General features: G+C 62.0%; 21 protein-coding genes. 11 read left to right on the top strand and 10 right to left on the bottom strand.

Translation table 11 applies throughout. The annotated features are described in order from the left end of the window. Positions 1 to 18: 18 nt before the first annotated feature. The 6 genes from AC6GQJ_RS13825 to argH all read right to left on the bottom strand — a co-directional run bounded on the left by AC6GQJ_RS13825 (position 19) and on the right by argH (position 7,163). Entirely contained in the window at positions 19 to 2,613 is a 2,595-nt protein-coding gene (locus AC6GQJ_RS13825) for a TIGR02302 family protein (RefSeq protein ID WP_500769216.1), read from the bottom strand. A gap of 68 nt (positions 2,614 to 2,681) precedes the next feature. Further along, positions 2,682 to 3,947, bottom strand: a complete 1,266-nt coding sequence (gene lysA, locus AC6GQJ_RS13820) for a diaminopimelate decarboxylase (RefSeq protein WP_500769214.1) — start codon at positions 3,945 to 3,947, stop codon at positions 2,682 to 2,684. 58 nt (positions 3,948 to 4,005) lie between these two features. Next, positions 4,006 to 5,187 (bottom strand): sugar-transfer associated ATP-grasp domain-containing protein, encoded by a 1,182-nt coding sequence (locus tag AC6GQJ_RS13815; RefSeq protein WP_500769212.1) that lies wholly within the window; start codon positions 5,185 to 5,187, stop codon positions 4,006 to 4,008. Positions 5,188 to 5,277: 90 nt separating this feature from the next. Continuing rightward, positions 5,278 to 5,595, bottom strand: a complete 318-nt coding sequence (locus AC6GQJ_RS13810) for a DUF2834 domain-containing protein (RefSeq protein ID WP_500769210.1) — start codon at positions 5,593 to 5,595, stop codon at positions 5,278 to 5,280. Positions 5,596 to 5,598: 3 nt separating this feature from the next. Continuing rightward, positions 5,599 to 5,778, bottom strand: coding sequence for a hypothetical protein (locus AC6GQJ_RS13805; protein ID WP_500769208.1), 180 nt, complete (start codon positions 5,776 to 5,778; stop codon positions 5,599 to 5,601). Then, entirely contained in the window at positions 5,775 to 7,163 is a 1,389-nt protein-coding gene (gene argH, locus AC6GQJ_RS13800; protein ID WP_500769206.1) for an argininosuccinate lyase, read from the bottom strand. Before argH ends, AC6GQJ_RS13805 begins: the two co-directional genes overlap by 4 nt. Before the next feature lie 24 nt (positions 7,164 to 7,187). Between argH and AC6GQJ_RS13795 the strand changes: the two genes are divergently transcribed. From AC6GQJ_RS13795 to AC6GQJ_RS13785, 3 genes are all read left to right on the top strand, one after another. Continuing rightward, positions 7,188 to 7,751, top strand: a complete 564-nt coding sequence (locus AC6GQJ_RS13795; RefSeq protein WP_500769204.1) for a TlpA disulfide reductase family protein — start codon at positions 7,188 to 7,190, stop codon at positions 7,749 to 7,751. A 120-nt stretch (positions 7,752 to 7,871) separates the two neighbouring features. After that, a complete protein-coding gene (locus AC6GQJ_RS13790) occupies positions 7,872 to 8,261 on the top strand; it encodes a hypothetical protein (RefSeq protein ID WP_500769202.1) in 390 nt (129 codons plus the stop codon). Then, entirely contained in the window at positions 8,258 to 9,187 is a 930-nt protein-coding gene (locus AC6GQJ_RS13785) for a sterol desaturase family protein (RefSeq protein ID WP_500773927.1), read from the top strand. Before AC6GQJ_RS13790 ends, AC6GQJ_RS13785 begins: the two co-directional genes overlap by 4 nt. Before the next feature lie 126 nt (positions 9,188 to 9,313). Here AC6GQJ_RS13785 and AC6GQJ_RS13780 read toward each other — a convergent pair whose 3' ends face one another. The 3 genes from AC6GQJ_RS13780 to AC6GQJ_RS13770 all read right to left on the bottom strand — a co-directional run bounded on the left by AC6GQJ_RS13780 (position 9,314) and on the right by AC6GQJ_RS13770 (position 12,168). Next, positions 9,314 to 10,378 carry a Hint domain-containing protein gene (locus AC6GQJ_RS13780; protein ID WP_500769200.1) on the bottom strand — a complete coding sequence of 355 codons (1,065 nt, stop codon included), beginning with the start codon at positions 10,376 to 10,378 and terminating at the stop codon, positions 9,314 to 9,316. Positions 10,379 to 10,545: 167 nt separating this feature from the next. Further along, on the bottom strand, positions 10,546 to 11,463 hold the full coding sequence (locus AC6GQJ_RS13775; protein ID WP_500769198.1) for a lipid A-modifier LpxR family protein: 918 nt from the start codon (positions 11,461 to 11,463) through the stop codon (positions 10,546 to 10,548). Between the two features lie 126 nt (positions 11,464 to 11,589). Beyond that, complete coding sequence (locus AC6GQJ_RS13770) at positions 11,590 to 12,168, bottom strand: TetR/AcrR family transcriptional regulator (protein WP_500769196.1); 579 nt, start codon at positions 12,166 to 12,168, stop codon at positions 11,590 to 11,592. Positions 12,169 to 12,375: 207 nt separating this feature from the next. Here AC6GQJ_RS13770 and AC6GQJ_RS13765 point away from each other — a divergent pair, with 207 nt between their 5' ends. The 8 genes from AC6GQJ_RS13765 (at position 12,376) to AC6GQJ_RS13730 (ending at position 17,713) form a co-directional block, all read left to right on the top strand. Beyond that, positions 12,376 to 12,840: a nuclear transport factor 2 family protein gene (locus tag AC6GQJ_RS13765; protein WP_500769194.1), complete on the top strand. Its 465-nt coding sequence runs from the start codon at positions 12,376 to 12,378 to the stop codon at positions 12,838 to 12,840. A 10-nt stretch (positions 12,841 to 12,850) separates the two neighbouring features. Next, the gene (locus tag AC6GQJ_RS13760) at positions 12,851 to 13,447 is read left to right on the top strand and encodes a pyridoxamine 5'-phosphate oxidase family protein (protein ID WP_500769192.1); all 597 of its coding nucleotides are present in this window, start codon (positions 12,851 to 12,853) and stop codon (positions 13,445 to 13,447) included. Positions 13,448 to 13,527: 80 nt separating this feature from the next. Further along, positions 13,528 to 14,610, top strand: a complete 1,083-nt coding sequence (locus AC6GQJ_RS13755; RefSeq protein WP_500769190.1) for an AraC family transcriptional regulator — start codon at positions 13,528 to 13,530, stop codon at positions 14,608 to 14,610. 84 nt (positions 14,611 to 14,694) lie between these two features. Further along, on the top strand, positions 14,695 to 14,937 hold the full coding sequence (locus AC6GQJ_RS13750) for a hypothetical protein (protein ID WP_500769188.1): 243 nt from the start codon (positions 14,695 to 14,697) through the stop codon (positions 14,935 to 14,937). 151 nt (positions 14,938 to 15,088) lie between these two features. Further along, the gene (locus AC6GQJ_RS13745; protein ID WP_500769186.1) at positions 15,089 to 15,943 is read left to right on the top strand and encodes a cysteine hydrolase family protein; all 855 of its coding nucleotides are present in this window, start codon (positions 15,089 to 15,091) and stop codon (positions 15,941 to 15,943) included. Positions 15,944 to 15,993: 50 nt separating this feature from the next. Continuing rightward, entirely contained in the window at positions 15,994 to 16,476 is a 483-nt protein-coding gene (locus AC6GQJ_RS13740; protein ID WP_500769184.1) for a YHS domain-containing (seleno)protein, read from the top strand. A 265-nt stretch (positions 16,477 to 16,741) separates the two neighbouring features. Then, positions 16,742 to 17,107, top strand: coding sequence for a DoxX family protein (locus AC6GQJ_RS13735; RefSeq protein ID WP_500769182.1), 366 nt, complete (start codon positions 16,742 to 16,744; stop codon positions 17,105 to 17,107). 27 nt (positions 17,108 to 17,134) lie between these two features. Further along, complete coding sequence (locus tag AC6GQJ_RS13730; protein ID WP_500769180.1) at positions 17,135 to 17,713, top strand: NADPH-dependent FMN reductase; 579 nt, start codon at positions 17,135 to 17,137, stop codon at positions 17,711 to 17,713. Positions 17,714 to 17,968: 255 nt separating this feature from the next. On the opposite strand, the gene AC6GQJ_RS13725 is transcribed toward AC6GQJ_RS13730, so the two are convergent. After that, positions 17,969 to 18,748: a TIM barrel protein gene (locus tag AC6GQJ_RS13725; RefSeq protein WP_500769178.1), complete on the bottom strand. Its 780-nt coding sequence runs from the start codon at positions 18,746 to 18,748 to the stop codon at positions 17,969 to 17,971. Positions 18,749 to 18,945: the final 197 nt, after the last annotated feature.

The following is an 18,945-nucleotide window of genomic DNA, read 5'->3' as shown; positions in this document are numbered from 1 at the left end:
GCTTCCCGACCGCCGTAATCAGAAGCGGTCGAGCAGCCGTTTCAAATAGTTCAGTTCCGCCTCGGGCCGTTCCCCGTCGCCCGAGCGGCGGCGGATTTCGTCCAGCAGGTCGCGCGCACGGCGATACACATCTTCGTCCTGCAACAACCCCTCTTCGGTGCCCACAGACCCGTTCGATCCCGGATCACGGCCCAGCGGATCGCGTGCCTCGGCGCGGCGGTCGCTGTCGGCGGTGCCTTGGCCCTGCTGACCGTTCTGCGCTTCTTGCTGCATCGCCTCGCCCAAGGCGCGCATGCCTTCGCGCAGGCCTTCCATGGCCTGTGACTGGTTGTCGATGGCTTCGGCGAAATCCTCGTTACGCAGCGCCTCTTCGGCCCCGTCCATGGCGCGGCCCGCACGGTCAAGCGCATCGCGCGCCGCGTCGCCTTCGGGTGTGCCCTGTCCGGGCAGGTTGTTCTGTTGCCGGTTCAATTCGTCGCGCAACTGCTGCTGACGGTCGGCCAGTGACCCGTTCTGGCCCTGCTGGTCGCCTTCGCCGCCTTGCTGGCCATCGCTTTCCTCGCCCTGACCCTGACCGCCTTGTGAATGCTGTTCACCGCGCCCTTGCCCGCCATTGCGCCCTTCGTTGCCTTGGTTCTCACCGGCACGCGCATCGGGGTTGAACTGTTCCTGCAGATCGCGGAACGCCTCGTCGCTTAGGCCCTGCTGGTCGCGCAGCGTTTCGGACAGACCTTCCATCGCCTGTTCACCGGCGGACTGGCCATTCTGCCCCTCGCCTTGAGTGACGCGCATGTTTTCCAGCATCTCCTGCAACTCTTGCAACGCCTGCTCGGCCTCGGCCATGCGGCCCTGTTCCATCAGTTCCTGAATGCGGTCCATCATCCGTTGCAGATCGTCTTGGTTCATCTGCATCTGGTTCTGGCTGTTCTGCTGGTCGCCGTTTTCCTCGTTCGCTTCGTCGTCGAGTTCGGCCTGACGCGATAGCTGGCGCATGTAATCGTCGGTGGCGCGGCGCAATTCACGCATCAACTCTTCTATCTCGGACTGGCTGGCCCCGTCGCGCATCGCTTGGTTCAGGCGCTCTTTGGCGCGGCGCAACCGCTCCAGCGCGTCCGACAGGTCGCCCTCTTCCAGCCCGATGGCGAGGGACCACATATCGCGGGCGATGTCCTCTTGCTGGGCATCGGTCATGCCATAGCGGGCAAGAGTTTCAAGACGGGTGATGATGCGGCGCATCCGCAACTGGTCGACTTCCTTGCGGAACACCTCGTCAGGGCGGTGGGACACGGCGCGCAGCAGTTGGGCAATGCGCTTGGCATTGTCGCGCGACCACAGCAGATCGCGGCGCTGTTCAATCACTGCCGCCGCGAGCGGGTCGAAAAACCGCCGCCCCGGCAGGAACATCTGGCGCGGCGCGGTCTGGGCCTGTTGTTCGGCAGCATCCAGCACCGACAGCACCACGGTCACAGGTAAGTTCGCCCACGGATGTTCCGAGAAATCCTCGATCAATGTTTCGTCGAACGATGCACGACTGCCCGCGATCGGCATCGGCAGCGACACGGTCAGTTCGGGGCGTGGTTCGGGTTCGATGGCAAGGCCATGGCGGCGGTCCACCGCGTCGAGGTCTAACGCGAACCGCGCCTCGCCCGCTTCGACGCCATAGTCGTCTTCGGCCGCGAACGGCAGTGACATCTCACCCAAGGCGTCCGCCTCGGGGTCTTTGGTGATCTCGACCCGTGGTGTTTCATCAGGGATGACCGAGACGGACCAGACCCGCCCGTTGGGGCCATTGATCGCGATCTCGCCATCGGTGACGACGGTGAAATCCTGCTCAGCTGCCGAGGCGGGCGGCACCTCGCCCACGCGGTCCGACACGGTTTCAGCAACGGTCAGCGCGCCGACCTCGCCATAAAGGCGCAAAGTGATCAAGCTGCCAGCGGGAACTTCCAGCGGCCCCTCGGCAATGTCGTTAAGGTAGATCGTCGGCAATCCGGTATAGCGCGGACTTTCGGCCCAGCCCTCCCAGACGGGACCGGTGGCCAAGCCATTCCCCGCCCCCGGTGCCATGTTGGATACTGACCCGACGCGCCAGATCGACCCGAAAATCAGCGCCACAGCAAAGATCAGAACCGCGACATAGCGCAGCGCATAAGGGTCACGCCGCGCGATGCGCAAATCCGCAGGCACAGCGCGCGCGGCACTGGCACGGGCGGCCATGCGGGTCTGGTGGGCGCGCCATACGGCGATGGAATCGGCGTCGCCCTCGCCAATGGCTTGGGTATCCATCAGCGCCTGAATGGGCCGACCGGGCAGGGTTTCGTCCAGCCGCACCAGTGCGGCCATCCGCGTCGGCAGGCGGAACCGCGCAATGGCATAGACCAGCGCAGCAACACCGGCCACCACAGCCGTCACCGCACCGGCCCAGACGACTTCGACGATCACGCTGTCCTGAAGGCCCAGCATCAGCACGGCCAGAACCGCCAACACAACGGTCGCCAGCGGCCACGTCGCGCGCCAGAAATTCTCGGCAAACATGCCTGCACGCGTCCAGAACAGCGGCCAGCGCAGAGCCTCTAGCCCGCGACGTGGATCATGTTCTGAACTCTCGGCCATATCTCGCGTCCCTTACCGGTGGCGAAGCGCAACTCCGCGCCTGAACCTTTACATAGGCCCCGAGCGTGTCAAAGCCATTCAGGTATCGTATCGCGATTTATAATTTCTTCAAAGGTCGGTCGTGCGCGGATCACCGCGTATTGATCACCATGCACCAGAACTTCGGGGATAAGTGGGCGCGTGTTGTACTCGCTGCTCATTACCGCGCCATAGGCACCCGCAGAGCGGAAGGCGACCAGATCGCCCGCCGCGAGCGGAGGCATCATGCGGCCCTTGGCAAAGGTGTCGCCGGATTCGCAGACGGGGCCAACGATGTCATAGGGCGTCTGTTCGGTACCGACAGCCGGTTCGATGACCGGCACGATGTCGTGGTGCGCCTCGTACATGGCGGGGCGGATCAGGTCGTTCATCGCGCCATCAAGGATCAGGAATTCGCGGTCTTCGCCGGATTTCACATAGATCACTTGCGACACCAGACAGCCCGCATTGCCCGCGATCAACCGTCCTGGTTCGATTTCGATCTCGCAGCCCAGATGGCCGACGGTACGCTTGACCATTGCGCCGTAGTCGCTGGGCAAGGGAGGGTTTTCGTTGCTGCGGGCATAAGGAATGCCAAGTCCACCGCCCAGATCAAGACGGCGGATGTTGTGCCCGTCCGCGCGCAGCGTCTCAGTCAGTTCGGCGACCTTCTGATAGGCCAGTTCGAACGGCGCAAGGTCGGTCAGTTGCGAGCCGATATGCACGTCGATGCCCACCACGTCGAGGTGCTCCATCGCGGCGGCCATGGCATAGACCTCGCGGGCGCGGGCAATCGGGATGCCGAACTTGTTCTCGGATTTCCCTGTGGCGATCTTGGCATGGGTTTTGGCATCGACATCGGGGTTCACGCGGATGGTGATCGGGGCGATCACGCCCAGTTCCCCCGCCACGCGGTTCAGCACCACCATTTCAGGTTCGGATTCGACGTTGAACTGGCGGATACCGCCGCTAAGGGCAGCGCGGATTTCCTGCGCGGTTTTGCCGACGCCTGAAAACACGATCCGGTCACCTGGCACGCCTGCGGCACGGGCGCGCGCATATTCACCGCCAGACACCACGTCCATGCCCGCCCCCGCAGCGGCGAGTGTCTTGAGGATCGCCTGATTGCTGGCGGCCTTCATCGCGTAGCAGACCAGATGGTCCATCCCCGCCAACGCATCGTCCAGCACCTTGAAATGGCGCAGCAAGGTCGCGGTGGAATAGACGTAAAACGGGGTCCCGACCGCCGCAGCGATTTCCGAGATTGGGACATCTTCGGCGTAAAGCGCGCCGTCGCGATAAAGAAAATGATCCATGCCTGCGCCTTTAGCGGGACGCAGGGCACAGATCAATTGGTCATATAGCGCGGGCGGCCTAGCGTTTCTTTTTGCTGGGCTTGGTCAGACGCTCGACCTGTTTCTTTTGGTGCGCAGTGACACCTTCCCAGATAGGAGCCAGATCGGGGTTCATCAACCCGCGGTTGGCCGCAATCTGGTAAAGGAAGTGGGACGGGTTGTCGTTGCACTCAAGCACTTTGGGCCCGTCGCCCGTGACCGCGATGTCGAAACCGCAGACGCCGAATTCGGGGAACACCCCGTGCGCGTCCAAAGCCAGTTGCAGGATGTCATCCCAGTGCGGCAGCGTCACGCCGACCACAGGCGCGTTGGAAACCGGATGCGCCGCCAGCTCTTGCGACTGAAGCCCCGTGCCGCGCACACAGCGCAACACCTTCCCCGTGGCCAGATCAAGATGGGCGAGCATCGTACCCTCTTGCCAGAAATTGTCGGACATGGCCGCAGGTGCGGGCAGTTTCCACACGGCATAGGCTGGCTTGGGGCCAGAGCCGTCATTGGTCGTCACAACGCGGACACAGCCGATGGCACCGCCCGCGATCTCGGCCATTTTCGGATCGGGATCCAGCGCGTCCTGAAACAGGAAACCGCCGCGATACCGCTCCATCACCTCGGCGGCGAACGTGTCGATGTTCTGCGTCACGCCGTTGCCCAGCCGGATCATATCGTCATCGCGTGCGGCAATGCGCACCGACCCTTCGGACAGTGACCCGTGATGCGGCTTGCCAAACAGTGGATAGACCGCATCGCGGCGCAGGAAGTCGCTGATCGCCTCGGCGCTGCGCAGCACGCTCATGCGGCCTGCCTCGCGGAAACCGCTTACCAACGCTTGAGTGCGTGCCGTGGGTAATCCCAGCTGTGTCAAAAGTTGGGTGTACAGCAACTTGTTCCCCACAAAGGCGCGTGTCGGCACGGCCACCGGCGGGTTCATCGCGGTGTTAAGCGCATTGATCCCTGCCTGTCCGAGAAAGGCGCGCTTTTCCTCAACCGGTGTGGCAGGATCAAACAGACGCAGCGCGTAATATTCGGGGCCTGCGATTTTTTGCACGCCGCCGCGCATCGAAAAGATGTCGCGCATCTGGCGCAGCGGGGTGACGCCGTAGGATTTAGCGACCTGCGCAATCACCGAGGTTTTCGCATGCTCGGCCTTGGCCGGTCCGTTCAACAGCGCCCCTTGCGGCGCCTGAATGCTGGTATCTGTCATCACATTGCCCTGCGTTTTCTGCTCGGCACCATGGGTAGCGCGCAAAAATGGCGAGATTTGGGCGTGATTGTTTCCAGATTAGTGAAAATCTTAGGTGACGGGGCGCGACCGCAGGAACAGGTACAGCGGCAGTCCGCAGCTGACCCCGATGCAGAACGTGGCCGGAATGGCGACCAGCGCCAGCCAGTTGCGCCGCACTGCGACCTCGGAAATGATCCAGACGGTCAGGGCGATGGCCGCGATGGTCAGATCCCAGACCAGACCACTGGACGCGGCGTTCGCGTGCCACGCATCCACCATCGCCATCAGATCATAGCCGTTTTCGTTGAACCACGACACAAAGTAGTACATCGGATGCACCGCACCCCAGACCGCAAGCGCAAGATACAGGATGCGGATCGGTGCCATGGATCAGAAAATGCCGACGCCGACGCTCAGCGGGCCGCGGGACACCCCGATGGAACCGCCCGTAGACACGCCGCCCGATCCGATGCTGACACCGATATTTGCCGTCGGCCGCACCGGTTCGCCATCCACACCGCAGGCGGCAACGCCCAGCAGGGCAATCAGGCAAAAGGCGCGTTTGATCACAGCATATCCTTCCAGCGGGCAACTTGCGCACGGACCTGTTCCGGCGCGGTGCCCCCGTAAGATGTACGCGATGCCACGGAATTTTCCACGCCCAAAACGTCAAAGACATCATTTGTGATGCCGTCATGGGCCGATTTCATCTGCTCAAGCGTTAGATCAGGCAGGTCACATCCCTGCGCTTCGGCCATAGCCACAAGGCTGCCGGTAATGTGGTGGGCATCACGGAACGGCAGGCCCAGCACCCGCACCAGCCAGTCTGCAAGGTCGGTCGCGGTCGAGAACCCCGACCCCGCCGCCGCTGCCAGCGACTCGCGGTTCGCGGTCATGTCGCGCACCATGCCGTCCATCGCGGCCAGCGCCAGCATCCAGTTGTCCGCCGCATCAAAGACCTGTTCCTTGTCTTCCTGCATGTCCTTAGAATAGGCCAGCGGCAGCCCCTTCATCACCATCATCAACGCCGTGTTGGCACCGAAGATGCGCCCCACCTTGGCGCGGATCAACTCGGCCGCGTCGGGGTTCTTTTTCTGCGGCATGATCGACGATCCGGTCGAGAACCGGTCAGAGAGGGTTACAAAGCGGAACTGGGCCGACGACCAGATCACCAGTTCCTCGGCAAAGCGGGACAGGTGCATGGCGCAGATGCTGGCCGTGCTCAGGAACTCCAGCGCGAAATCGCGGTCACTGACCGCATCAAGGCTGTTGGCCGCAGGGCGGTCAAATCCCAACGCCTCTGCCGTCATGTGGCGATCAATGGGGAAACTGGTGCCCGCCAGCGCCGCCGCACCCAAGGGGCTTTCGTTCATCCGCGCCCGCGCATCGCGCACCCGCGACAGATCGCGGCCAAACATTTCGACATAGGCCATCATGTGATGACCCCATGTAACCGGTTGTGCCGTTTGCAAATGCGTGAAACCCGGCATGACCCAATCGGCCCCCGCCTCGGCCTGTTCCAGCAAGGCAGCGATCAACGACAACAATGCGCCTTCCGCCGCGTCCAACTGGTCACGTACCCACAGTTTGAAATCTGTCGCCACCTGATCGTTGCGCGATCGGCCCGTGTGCAAACGCCCCGCAGGTTCGCCAATCACCTCTTTCAGACGCGACTCCACATTCATGTGGATGTCTTCCAAAGCGGTCGAAAAGGCGAATGTCCCGCCCTCAATCTCTGACAAGACCGTGAGCAGCCCTTCCCGTATCGCCTCGACGTCCTTATTGCCTAGAATACCTGTGGCGCCCAACATGGCGGCATGGGCGCGCGAGCCTGCGATATCCTGCGCGGCCATTCGCTGGTCAAACCCGATCGAGGCATTGATTGCCTCCATGATGGCATCGGGTCCGGCGGCAAAGCGGCCGCCCCACATGGTATTCGCGGATTTGTCGGTCATCAAAGGCCCCACTAAGGAAGAAACATGAAAAGATTTGTTGCTGTTGCCCTCTACATCGCCCTGAGCATGGGTGCAATTCCTGCCCACGCCGATACCGCCGACGCAGCTGCCCTGCGCGACGGGGATATGCGCAAACTGGTCTTCCATGAAACGCCCGAAGCGGCCTCGAACGCCGAGTTCGAACTGGCCGATGGCGCGGGCACGGCGACGCTGGCTGACTATGAGGGGAAATATGTCCTGCTGAACTTCTGGGCCACATGGTGCGCGCCGTGCCGCAAGGAAATGCCGATGCTGTCGGCGCTGCAAACAGAATTCGGCGGCGACGATTTCGAGGTGCTGACCATCGCAACAGGGCGCAATTCACCCGCAGGCATCGCCAAGTTCTTCGAGGAAACCAAGATCACCAACCTGCCCCGCCATCAGGATCCCAAGCAAAAACTGGCGGCACAGATGGGTATCTTCGGCCTGCCGATCACGGTGATTCTCGATCCCAAAGGGCGCGAGATTGCTCGCCTGCGCGGCGATGCGGATTGGTCCTCCGACAGTGCGCGCGCGATCATTGCCGAACTAATCGGCGCGAACAGCTAGGCGCCTCTTGGTCGGCGTCGGGGCCCTCTTTCCACCTGACACAGGGCGCGGCGATGACGCCACGCGACACTTGACGAAACCGCACCCCTTCCCTTGGATATCCCAAGGGAGAGGGATCACATGCCATTGCCAATACTGCTTTCACTGGTGATCGGCGGCATTGCTGGCATCGCGCTGGCACTGCATCTGTTGGGCCTGTCCAACGCCCCGACATTTACCGAACAATCCGCACACGACACATGGCTGCGCCACCGCCCCGACGACATCGTGCGCGACATCACCCTCAGCAGCGACAAACGCGCCGCCCGCGTCACGACCGACGCAGGACGCGGCATCCTGTGGCAAATGGGGGCCGACACCTGTGCGCGCATGCTGGACGGCACCGAACAGATCGCAACACGCGGCACCACCGTCACGCTACGGCGCAAGGATTACACCGCCCCGTCTATCCGGCTGAACCTCTCGGCGCAGGATAAGGAAGAGTGGGCCAACTGGATGACACAAACATGATGAGCGACCTGACCTATCCCGACGTGGTGCAATTGGCGGTGCCGTTCTTTATCGCCGCCATCGCGATCGAACTCACTTGGATCGTAATGAAGGGGCGCGGCGGGCGATACGAAACACGTGACGCGGTGACGTCTCTGATCATGGGCGCAGGCAACGTGGCATCCGGCATCCTGCTCGGCTTTATCGCATGGGGATTTTTCCTGTGGCTCTGGGCACTGACCCCGTTTGATCTGGGCACCTCGCTCTGGGTGGTGGTACTGTGCTTTGTGCTGGACGATCTGCGCTATTACTGGGTGCACAGGTTCGGCCACCGCATCCGCTGGGTCTGGGCCAGCCATGTCAATCACCACTCGTCCCAGCACTACAATCTCACCACCGCCCTGCGCCAGACATGGACAGGCACTTTCACCTTCATGATGGTGGTGCGCGCCCCGCTGATCCTTTTGGGCTTCCACCCCGCCATGGTGCTGTTCTGCGGCGGGCTGAACCTGATCTACCAGTTCTGGATCCACACCGAAGCCATCGGCAAACTGCCCCGCTGGGTCGAGGCGATCATGAACACCCCCTCGCACCACCGCGTCCACCACGGGCGCAACCCGCGCTACCTGGATGCGAACTATGCCGGTGTCTTCATTGTCTGGGACCGCTTGTTCGGCACGTTCGTCCCCGAACTCGAAGAGGAAAAGCCCGACTACGGTCTTGTCGAGAACCTTGGCACGTTCAACCCGATCCGCGTGGCATTCCATGAATGGATCGGCATCTGGCGCGACGTCACCCAACGCGGCCTCACATGGCGCGAACGGGCCATGTACGCCTTCGCCCCTCCGGGGTGGAGCCATGACGGCACCCGCGACACCTCCGAAACGATCAAGGCCAAACACCTCGCCCGTCGTCCCGCAGACAGGAACACCCCCGGCTTCTCCTGAGGCCCATCTTCTCTGTTCCAAAAAATCCCGGGGAGGTGCGCAGCACCGGGGCAGAGCCCCAAAAGTCACCGCCGCCCAGACAAGCGCGACGCCACCATAGCAGCGGCACCGCCTACAACCCGACGCCTACGCCGCATGGCGCAGCAATGCGGCCTCGCTGGCGTTAAGGTTACGGCGCGCATAGGCACCATAGGTGTGCGGGTCGAACTCCAGATCCGGCAGGCGGTCCAGCAGACGCGTACGGTCCGGCACCGCCAAAGTGGACAGCGCCGTATTGGCGGGATGGAAACTCTCGGTTTCAACACCATTGGCACGCAGCACTTGATGGCTGGGCAACAGCAGGTGGATATAGGTCACTTCACGCGCTTGCAGATCGACGGTGATTGTCGTGCCGTTGATCAGATCCTTGGCGGCCACCAGCACTTCGTCCACATTGAACAGATCACGCGCCACCGCGCCTTCGACCAGCATCCGGTGATCCGGCGACACAAGCAGTTCCTGATCGGGCCGCTCGACGCCCAAAGCACCGGTCGCAATACGCACAGGGCGCAAACGCGGCATCGCAAACAGGCGCGCGCCGGTCATGCGGCGGCTGCCCACCCACTGGATTTCCTGCGGGCCGTTGTCCTTGGTCCAGACCTGATCGCCCTCGCGCAGTGCCTCGATCGGGTGCGCGCCATCAGGCGTGTCGATCCACGTGCCAGGTGTAAAGCAGATGACCCCGCCCGCCCCGGCGCCCATGCCATCGCCCCGCGCGGTGTTCAGCGTGTGGTGCATCACCCAAAGATCGGTATCACGCGGCGGAATATCGTCGATGAACATCAACAGCGGTGTCCCGCCCTGACGCGCCTCGATCACTGTCACTGTATAACTCTTGGCACCGTCGGTAACGACGAAACTGTTATCCGCCATGACCTGCGTGTCATCGGTATCAAGGTCGGGCAGTGGCGTGTTGTCCACCGCCGCGCCAACCAACCGATGCACCATGCGCGCAGCACGCCGCCGCATCGCATCTCTTCCATCTGCCTTATCCAGACGCAAAACATCCCGCGGCCCGTCCACACGCAGAGAATCTCCGCGCCATGACCAAGCTGCGCCGACCGTAAGGGACGGCATGGGTGCGGCCTCAAGACCGTCTATTTCTGTTTGCGACCAGGAGATGACAAACGTGCCTCGAAAGCCCGTTCCCATTGCCTGTATGCCTGCCTTGTCTTTTTTTATTAATCAAACGTTAACATTTTCAGGCGGACCTGAGAAGACAAAATATTCGTTACTTTTCAACGATCTACACGCTTACGTTGAGGTATTTCCCGCTAAAGTTGACCTGACAACGATGCAGGCGGGACGGTGTGCCGCCCCTAGAACGCCACCCGCAACCGGACCGAACCGACGACCTGACCCTCGGTCTGGCCTTCGAATTCCTCGCCCAGATAGGTCAGTCCGTAAAAGCCGGTGATGCCTGCTTCGCTGCGCCAAGACATGCCTGCGCGCAGCCGTTCGCGGGTATCCGACAGGGCGACATTGCCCCCATCGGGCAGAAAGGCGCTATCGGCGACGGCGGCGATATCGGCCCCGAAGACAAAGCTGAAACCGCTCCAGTCCGCTTGCACCGTGCGATAGCGGTGGCCCGACACGCTGTCGCGCACCAGCAACTCGCCCCGCCCCAGATCACCGATGGTCAGGTCAAACCCTGCGCGCAGCAAAGTTTCGTTCCCCGCCCGCCCTTCGACGAAGGGACGCACGACGCTGCGCGCACCCACGGGCATGCTGCGCCCGATTTCGAACACCGCTGTCGGGTTGATCGCGTTGCCAATCTGGTTGTCGCGCACCGCATCGGAGGGGCGCGGAATGTTGAACGCATCGTGGAACGCGTCCTGAAATTCGTCCAGCTTGGTTTGCGGCCCGATAAACACCACGTCACCGCCGACGGAATATTCCATCAGACCGCGCTGGAAATGGGTGTGCAGCCCGACCGAAATCGCGCCTGCATAGGACCGGTCCGAAGGTGAGACGTTGCGGATATCGTCGGGGGCAATGATCTCGGCCCCTAGTCGCAGCTCAAGCAGCTGGCCGAATTGCGCAGGTGCCACGCCCGTCCATTCCGGTCCCCAGATGCGAGAGGACTGGACACCGCCCGTGCGCCAGCGATCCTCGCCATCGCCGAAAAAGTCGTTGGTGATCAAGCGCCCGTATCCAAGGCGCGACCGCTCTTGCGCTTCAGCGACAGAAGCTATGGACACGGATGCGGCAAGCAAAGCCGCGAAAATTCGAAACATCAGGCCATCCTGAATTGAGTGTGCCCCCCCGAGCAGGTCTGGCTTAAAACGCGCAGCCCCCCTTGGCTAGTGCGCAAAGGTCACAGTGGTCATTTGTTGGCCTTTGCGCGTGCCACATTCTGGCCGCTATTCACCACGCGCACGGCCCATCAGCGCGCGCGCCATTTCCTTGGCCATCTGCGCGGCCTCTTGCATATCGCGCACATGGGCGGTGGAAATCGCCCCCTCTTTCAGCAGGGCAAGTTGTTCGGCCATAGCCTTAGGGTCGGGGAACTTTGCCTCGGCACAGGTCTTTTCCAGATAGTCCACGATGCGCCGTTTATGTTCTGCGGCGATGCGATGGGCGGGGTGGCCGTGATCGGAAAACTCGCTGGCCGCATTGATAAAGGCACAGCCAGAAAACCCCATATCCTTAAACGCTGCACCCTGAAACCAGACCTCGAGCGCGTCGAACATCGCCAGCAGCCGCTGTTCGGGGTCGGCCGAGGCTTTCTCCATCTCGCTCATCAGCCAGTTGCGGAACCGTTCATCACGCAGTTGCAGCGCGGCGAGGATCAACTCGTCCTTGGAGCGGAAGTGTTTGTAGAGCGTCATCTTTGCCACCCCCGATTCGCGCAGAATCCGGTCAATGCCGGTGGCGTTGAAGCCGTGCACGTAAAAAAGTTGCAGGGCAGTTTCGACAAGATCATCGCGACGGGACGCCAACAGCTTTTCTCCTGTTATCAGACAGTTCTGTCTGCTTATGGCCCAGAATGCAGTGCAATACAACGCTCATTCTCCGGCTGTTCCGTGTCACATACGTGTGAATGGGTGTTGCAAGGTATACCGATCTGTATACCCTTAAAGGCAGGGCGCACCCCGCCCCACTCGCAACCACGCAGCGCAAACCGCCTGCACATACAGGACCCCAAGATGACACGCCCCCCGCTTCCCCCCTTCACCTCGGAAACCGCAGCACAAAAGGTCCGTCTGGCCGAAGACGCATGGAACGGGCAGCAGCCCGAGGCCGTCGCGCGCGCCTATACGCCTGATAGCCAGTGGCGAAACCGCACCGAACAGTTTTCGGGCCACGCCCTCATTGTCGATTTCCTGACCCGAAAATGGGAACGCGAACATGACTACCGGCTGATCAAGGAATTGTGGGCCTATGACGGCAACCGCATCGCCGTGCGCTTTGCCTATGAATACCGCGATGCGGACGGCGCGTGGTTTCGGGCCTATGGCAACGAAAACTGGGAATTCGCCCCTGACGGGCGCATGCAACGGCGCATCGCATCGATCAATGACCTGCCGATCAAAGAGGACGAGCGGCTGATGCACTGGCCGCTGGGCCGTCGCCCCGATGACCACCCAAGCCTTAGCGAACTCGGGCTGTAAGGGGGCGATCATGGCCAATGCCTATGCGGATATCGCCTTTACCCCCGCCGTGCGCGCAGAACAGGTGCGCCACGGATCGGATCATATCTATGCGCCCGACCCCGAAGGCAGCCCCCTGCGCGGCGCGCATCTGACCGCGCGCGAGGCGTCGTTCCTAGCAGCGCGCGACGGGTTCTTTCAATCGACCGTCAGCGAAAGCGGCTGGCCCTATGTCCAGTTCCGTGGTGGCGCTCCGGGGTTCCTGAAGGTGATCGACCCGCAAACCGTCGCCTATGCCGACTATCGCGGCAACAGGCAGTATATCTCGACCGGCAACTTGCGCCTTGATGACCGCGTGTCGATCCTCGCCATCGATTTTGCGCAGCGTCGGCGGCTGAAATTGCTGGGGCATGCGCAGATTACCGAAGACCCGACCGTGATCGCGCAACTGAACCCGTCCGACGGGCCAGTGGCCGAACAGGCGATCGTGATCCGCGTGGCGGGGTTTGACTGGAACTGCCCCAAACACATTCCGCTTCGTCGTACCGATGCCGAATACGGGGGCGAGATTGATCGCCTTCTGGCCCGTATCGAAGAGCTTGAGGCAGAACTGCACAGCTCATCCTGACCGACAAGCGCCGCGTCCGATCCTTTCGGGCGCGGTTTTTCATTGAGACAATTCGCATTTCAGAAAGAGAGGAGATTGCCATGCCATCTGTCACCGTTTCCTTTGTCCACGCCCTTATTTCAGCGGCGGGATGGACCCTTACCCCCGATGGGCAGGTTCTGTCGAACGGCCGCACGATGCACGAGATGCCGCCCCTGACCGGCGCACATATTGACGAACAAACTCAGTTCGGCCTGATTGAGGCCATTGCCGCTGCCCATCCCGACCGCGTGGGTCTTGTGGCGCGCTATGCCGATGCGATCCGCCCCGATGCCCTTGGCGTGCTGGGGCTGGCCCTGAAAAGCGCACCGACCTTGGGTGCATCCCTGATCCGGCTTGAACGCTATTTCCGCCTGCTGAGCGATACGGCTGTGTACCGGCTGCATCGGGACAGCACGCAGGCGGCACTGGTACTGGAAAGCCGAACGCCCGATCACCCTGCCCTGACCTTGCGAAACGAATGCGCGCTAGCCGCTGTGATGCGCAATCTGCATGGGTTCGTTGCCGAGGGGCTGGAGATTGAGCGCGTGACCTTCCGCCATGCCTGCCCCGACGATCCCGACCGCTATGCCGCGCATTTCGGATGTCCGGTAGAATTTGACGCGCCGCAGGATGCGGTCGTAATGCCGCGCCATATGCTGGACGTCAAAAACCGTATCGGGGATGCCGCGATCTCGGACTTTCTGACACAGCATCTGGATCAAGCACTCAGGGCCATGCGCCCCGCGCCGCGTTTGCGCACCGACTTGTTCCGCCGCTTACCGAAAACACTCAGCACCGGCGTGCCACAGGCCGCGGCGCTGGCGCACGAACTGGGCATGAGCGAGCGCAGCTTTTTCCGCCACCTCGCCGAAGAGGGCACGACCTATCGCGACGTGGTGCGGGATGTACAGATCAGTCTGGCGCGCGAGTTGTTGCAGCGTCGTGATTGCACATTGGCCGAGGTCGCCTTCCTCACCGGCTTTGCCGAGCAAAGCAGCTTTGGCCGCGCTTTCAAGCGCCGCGTCGGGCAGACCCCCGCGCAGTTCCGCAATGCCGCCCGACTGCCCGCGCCATGCAGCTTGGCAGGCGCGGCCCAAAGGCTGGCAGACGGGGCCGATACGATGCGGGGGATGACGGTCTAACCTGACTGCATCACATCAAAACGACGCCCCCCGCGACACTGGCCAGATGTGCAGGCCACGCGGACAACCCGAAAGGCACAGATCATGCAACACCCTGCCCCCCGCCGTGCCCCGCACCTGATGTTCACATCCCTGCCGCGCAAGGGTGACGCGCACGGCATACTTGCCCTTTGGGTGTCTGTGGTGGCGGGCGCGCTGACCACAGGCGCGATTGCGACACTGATCATCATGTCCGCCCCGACCTACGGCGCACCCGTCCGCACCGACGACCTTAGCCCCATCGCAACTGTCTGCGCCTGCGCCCTGCCGGATCCCGCACCGGATTAACGCCGCCCCAAAACCGCCCTTTCCCCTCTCCCGACGACCCTAAAGCGGCACCTCAGTGCCGCGCCCGACCCCGCATGTCTTGCGGGGCCACCCCCCGCTGTCGCCGCGCAATGGCGCAGCGGCAAACCCAACCTGAAAAGGAGTACACACCATGAAACAACACGATCACACATCCTGCGGCTGCGACATCGCACCGGAAAAAGTGGATGCGGCTCGCCGCCGCCTTCTGGCAGGGGCCGCCGTTACGGGCTTTGCGGCCGCTGCTGTCGCCGCCGGTTCCGCAACTGCCGCAACGCCCGAAGCGCGCGCGCTTTATGCCGACCCCAAGAACCCCGGCCTGCCGCAGATCGATATGGAGATTGTGCCAGGCCGCACGGCCCTTGTGGTGACCGACCCGCAAATCGACTTTCTGTCTGAGGACGGTGTCACATGGGGTGTCGTCGGAGAAAGCGTCACCGAACAGGGCACCGTGGACAACATCGAACGCCTGTTCAAAGCTGCCAAAGACGCGGACATGCCGGTCTTCATCTCGCCACACTACTACTACCCGCATGACCACAATTGGCAGTTCGAAGGCACGCTGGAAAAGACCATGCACGCCATCGGCATGTTCGACCGCCCCGGCGCGCTGGACCTCACAGGCTTTGATGGTTCGGGCGCGGACTGGATGCCGCAGTACAAGAAATACATCGAAGACGGCAAAACCGTCATCTGTTCGCCGCACAAGGTCTACAGCCCTGCGCAGAACGACCTGAACCTGCAATTGCGCAAACGCGGCATCGACAAAGTGATCCTTGCGGGCATGTCGGCCAACCTATGCACGCAGGCGCATCTTTATGACCTGCTGGAACTAGGCTTTGAAGTTGCCGTGGTGCGCGACGCCACTGCGGGCGCGAAAGTGCCCGAGGGCGACGGATACCTCGCCGCGATCATCAACTTCCGCATGGTCGCGAACGGCGTCTGGTGGACGGACGACGCCGTGACCCGCATCGCGCGCGGCGCCTGACGCTGCCCGCCCTTTCGCCATTCCATACCAACCCAAGAAGGACTGAAACCATGACCAAACACTTCCTGACCGCCACCCTGTCTGCCGCCCTGATCTGCGTCGCGCCTCTGGCCTTTGCCGCGGACGAGTACAACGTGAACAACGGCCTGACCTTGACGGGCCACCCGCTGGGCCTGCACGGGTTTGACCCCGTTTCGATGTTCAAGGCCGACGCGCCCGCCATCGGGCAGGCTGCGTTCACCTCCGAATATGACGGGGTGGATTACTATTTCGCTTCGGCAGAAACCAAGGCGGCTTTTGATGCGGACCCTGCGCTGATGCTGCCCCAGTTCGGCGGGTTCTGCGCCTTTGGCGTCAAGGTCGGCAAAAAGCTTGATGGCGACGTGCGCTATGCCGACATCGTGGATGGCAAGCTGTACCTGTTCGTGAACCAAGCGATCTTTGACAAATATCTTGAGGATCGTGCGGGCGTCATCGCAGGGGCCCACGCCCAATGGCCCGCGATCAAGGCAACGCCGATCAGCGATCTCTGATCCGCTTTCGGCTTACCTCGTCGGGCCGCGTGTCCTCCTCGCGCGGTCCGGCATTTTGCGTTTTTTACGTTTCACTACGACTAATGCCCCCGACAAAACGCACGTCGAACGGGCCGATTTGCGCCTGCCCTCACGCATGTTTTGAAGTCACCCAGACCCCTTATGCGCGATTTGCGCGCAGGCACTGTACATTTCTGCGCATTGAGTAACCGAGCATCGCCGCCTAATTGCCACTCAACGACAAACAGCGTTCCGGAGCTTGGACATGAAAAATCTCTCATTGGGTCTGCGTGCCCTTTTGACAGTTGCCTTTGTGGCGGCGGGCCTCGCCAAACTGGCTGGCGTAGAGATGATGGTTGCCACCTATGACGCCATCGGTGTGGGCCAGTGGTTCCGCTATGTGACCGGCGCGATTGAGGTCGGCAGTGCGGTTCTTTTGTGGCTTCCACGCCGCCAAGCCCTTGGCGCGGCCCTGCTGGGCGCGACCATGGTGGGCGCGGTTCTTGCGCACCTGTTTGTGCTGGGCGCGGCGAGCGGCCTACCCGCCGTGATCCTTGGCCTGATCTGCACGGCGGTCCTCTACCTGCACCGCGATCAGATCCCCGCAACACTTGGCCGCACAGCAGCCTAATCCCCCCTTCAAGATAGGAGACATACCATGACACAACCATACAAACTTACCGTACTCGCAGGCAGCAACAGCGCCGAGTCGATCAACCTGCAAGTGGCCAAACACGTCGCCAATGTGGTGAAAGACACCGCCGCCACAGCGGTCGAGATCGAGGTTCTGGACCTTAACGATTACGAGATGCCGATCTACAGCCCTGCGCGTCAGGCCGCTGGCATCCCGCAACAGGCACATGACTTTTTCGCCAAGATCGGCGCGTCCGATGGTCTGGTCATCTCGCTGGCCGAATATAACGGCAGCTACGCGACCGCGTTCAAGAACATCTTTGACTGGACCAGCCGCATCGAGATGAAAATGTTCCAGAACAAGCCGATGATCCTGACCGCCACCTCGCCCGGTCCGATGGGCGGGCGCAACGTTCATGCGTCTGCGATGTCCGGCTTCCCGTTCTATGGCGGCAACATCGTTGCGGGCTTCCAGTTCGGCCCGTTCGCCGAGCATTTCGACACAGAAACACAGTCGGTCACATCGCCAGAGATCAAGGCAGAAGTGGCAGCCGCCGCCGCCGCGATGCAGACCGCTCTGGTCAAGGACAAGGAAGCCGCTTAAGGCCTCCTGCTTGGGTCCGTCGGTGTCTCCCCCGCTGACGGACCCGTTTGTGTTGTTCCCCGTTTCGGGGGCAATGCAGTGCCGAACCGTCCAACGGGCGGCTCAGTGCAAAAATGGGTTGGGCCACGGCCGGACCACACGGGCGCAGGTTTTACAGTCGCCACTCACGCAACAAACACCCCTCGTGTCGGGCCTTCGGAATTGATTTCCCGAAGGCCCGCTTTTTTGTTTGAACCGCGCAGGCGGCTCAGGGCGTCAGAGGGTAAAGGCCGCACTGAAGGCTTCCAAAGCGGCGACGTCATCGCCTTGCGCAAAAGCTTCCATGGCGACCGGACCACTATATCCCATATCCACAAGCGCCCGCGCCACGGCGGCATAGTTTATCTCGCCTGTGCCGGGTTCGAACCTGCCCGGATTGTCGGCCACCTGTACCTCGCCGATCCACGGCAAACATTTTTCGCACCAGCGGATCAGGTCGCCTTCGCCAATCTGCGTGTGATACAAATCAAGGTTGATCCGCAATTGTGGCCGGTCCACTGCCGACACCAGCGCCAGCACATCCTCGGTCGTGCCGAACGGACAGCCGGGATGGTCCAGCGGGTTGAGGTTCTCCAGCGTGAATACCACGCCCTCCTCCTCGGCCAGATCGCAGATGCGGTGCAGCGTGTCGCGCGCCTTAAGCCACATTGCCCCCGTCGTCACATCATGTTGCCAGATCGGAATACCGCCATCGCCAAGGCCCGTGCCGTGCAGGTTCAGACGGTCCACGTTCAACCGCTTGCCGACCTGCACCGTTTCGCGCGCTGAGCGCAGCAGCATCTCGGCCCCTTCGTCATCGGCCAAACGCCCTTTGAGATAGCCGTTCATAATGGTGAAGTTGGCACCTGTCTTTTCCAGCGCATCAATGTCCCACGCGGGCCAGTTCCACAGACCGACGCCAAAGCCCATCTCGTGCAGTTTAGCCGCGCGCCACGCGATCGGTTTGTCCTGCCACAACATCTCTGCGCAGGCGGCGAGTTCGAAAAGTGCAGTCATATCCGGTGCCTCATCTTCTATTGTGCTGTGGACGAAATTTGCCGTGTGGCCCCGTCGCGAAGGCTGCGGATGCAGTGCGCGGGGGCCGGTCATCGGATCGCACGGCCCTGCCGCCCGATCCGGAAATGGTGTGCCGCATTGCGCGGCGGCCTTTCGGCTCTGTCTGGCGGATAACAGCGCGCCGTCACGCGCACCTT

This window comes from Tateyamaria sp. 7Alg 36 (assembly GCF_059882455.1).
Note: the sequence above shows the minus strand (reverse complement) of the source record. Positions and strands in the feature narration are given on the sequence as shown.

Bases quoted from the DNA above. Each gene is read 5' to 3' on its own strand.
- AC6GQJ_RS13810 (WP_500769210.1), bottom strand. From the start codon at position 5,595: ATGGCACCGATCCGCATCCTGTATCTTGCGCTTGCGGTCTGGGGTGCG.
- AC6GQJ_RS13735 (WP_500769182.1), top strand. From the start codon at position 16,742: ATGAAAAATCTCTCATTGGGTCTGCGTGCCCTTTTGACAGTTGCCTTT.
- AC6GQJ_RS13790 (WP_500769202.1), top strand. From the start codon at position 7,872: ATGCCATTGCCAATACTGCTTTCACTGGTGATCGGCGGCATTGCTGGC.
- AC6GQJ_RS13760 (WP_500769192.1), top strand. From the start codon at position 12,851: ATGGCCAATGCCTATGCGGATATCGCCTTTACCCCCGCCGTGCGCGCA.
- AC6GQJ_RS13775 (WP_500769198.1), bottom strand. From the start codon at position 11,463: ATGTTTCGAATTTTCGCGGCTTTGCTTGCCGCATCCGTGTCCATAGCT.
- lysA (WP_500769214.1), bottom strand. From the start codon at position 3,947: ATGGATCATTTTCTTTATCGCGACGGCGCGCTTTACGCCGAAGATGTC.
- AC6GQJ_RS13740 (WP_500769184.1), top strand. From the start codon at position 15,994: ATGACCAAACACTTCCTGACCGCCACCCTGTCTGCCGCCCTGATCTGC.
- AC6GQJ_RS13765 (WP_500769194.1), top strand. From the start codon at position 12,376: ATGACACGCCCCCCGCTTCCCCCCTTCACCTCGGAAACCGCAGCACAA.
- AC6GQJ_RS13730 (WP_500769180.1), top strand. From the start codon at position 17,135: ATGACACAACCATACAAACTTACCGTACTCGCAGGCAGCAACAGCGCC.
- AC6GQJ_RS13755 (WP_500769190.1), top strand. From the start codon at position 13,528: ATGCCATCTGTCACCGTTTCCTTTGTCCACGCCCTTATTTCAGCGGCG.
- AC6GQJ_RS13725 (WP_500769178.1), bottom strand. From the start codon at position 18,748: ATGACTGCACTTTTCGAACTCGCCGCCTGCGCAGAGATGTTGTGGCAG.
- AC6GQJ_RS13825 (WP_500769216.1), bottom strand. From the start codon at position 2,613: ATGGCCGAGAGTTCAGAACATGATCCACGTCGCGGGCTAGAGGCTCTG.
- AC6GQJ_RS13745 (WP_500769186.1), top strand. From the start codon at position 15,089: ATGAAACAACACGATCACACATCCTGCGGCTGCGACATCGCACCGGAA.
- AC6GQJ_RS13785 (WP_500773927.1), top strand. From the start codon at position 8,258: ATGATGAGCGACCTGACCTATCCCGACGTGGTGCAATTGGCGGTGCCG.
- AC6GQJ_RS13815 (WP_500769212.1), bottom strand. From the start codon at position 5,187: ATGACAGATACCAGCATTCAGGCGCCGCAAGGGGCGCTGTTGAACGGA.
- AC6GQJ_RS13780 (WP_500769200.1), bottom strand. From the start codon at position 10,378: ATGGGAACGGGCTTTCGAGGCACGTTTGTCATCTCCTGGTCGCAAACA.
- argH (WP_500769206.1), bottom strand. From the start codon at position 7,163: ATGACCGACAAATCCGCGAATACCATGTGGGGCGGCCGCTTTGCCGCC.
- AC6GQJ_RS13795 (WP_500769204.1), top strand. From the start codon at position 7,188: ATGAAAAGATTTGTTGCTGTTGCCCTCTACATCGCCCTGAGCATGGGT.
- AC6GQJ_RS13750 (WP_500769188.1), top strand. From the start codon at position 14,695: ATGCAACACCCTGCCCCCCGCCGTGCCCCGCACCTGATGTTCACATCC.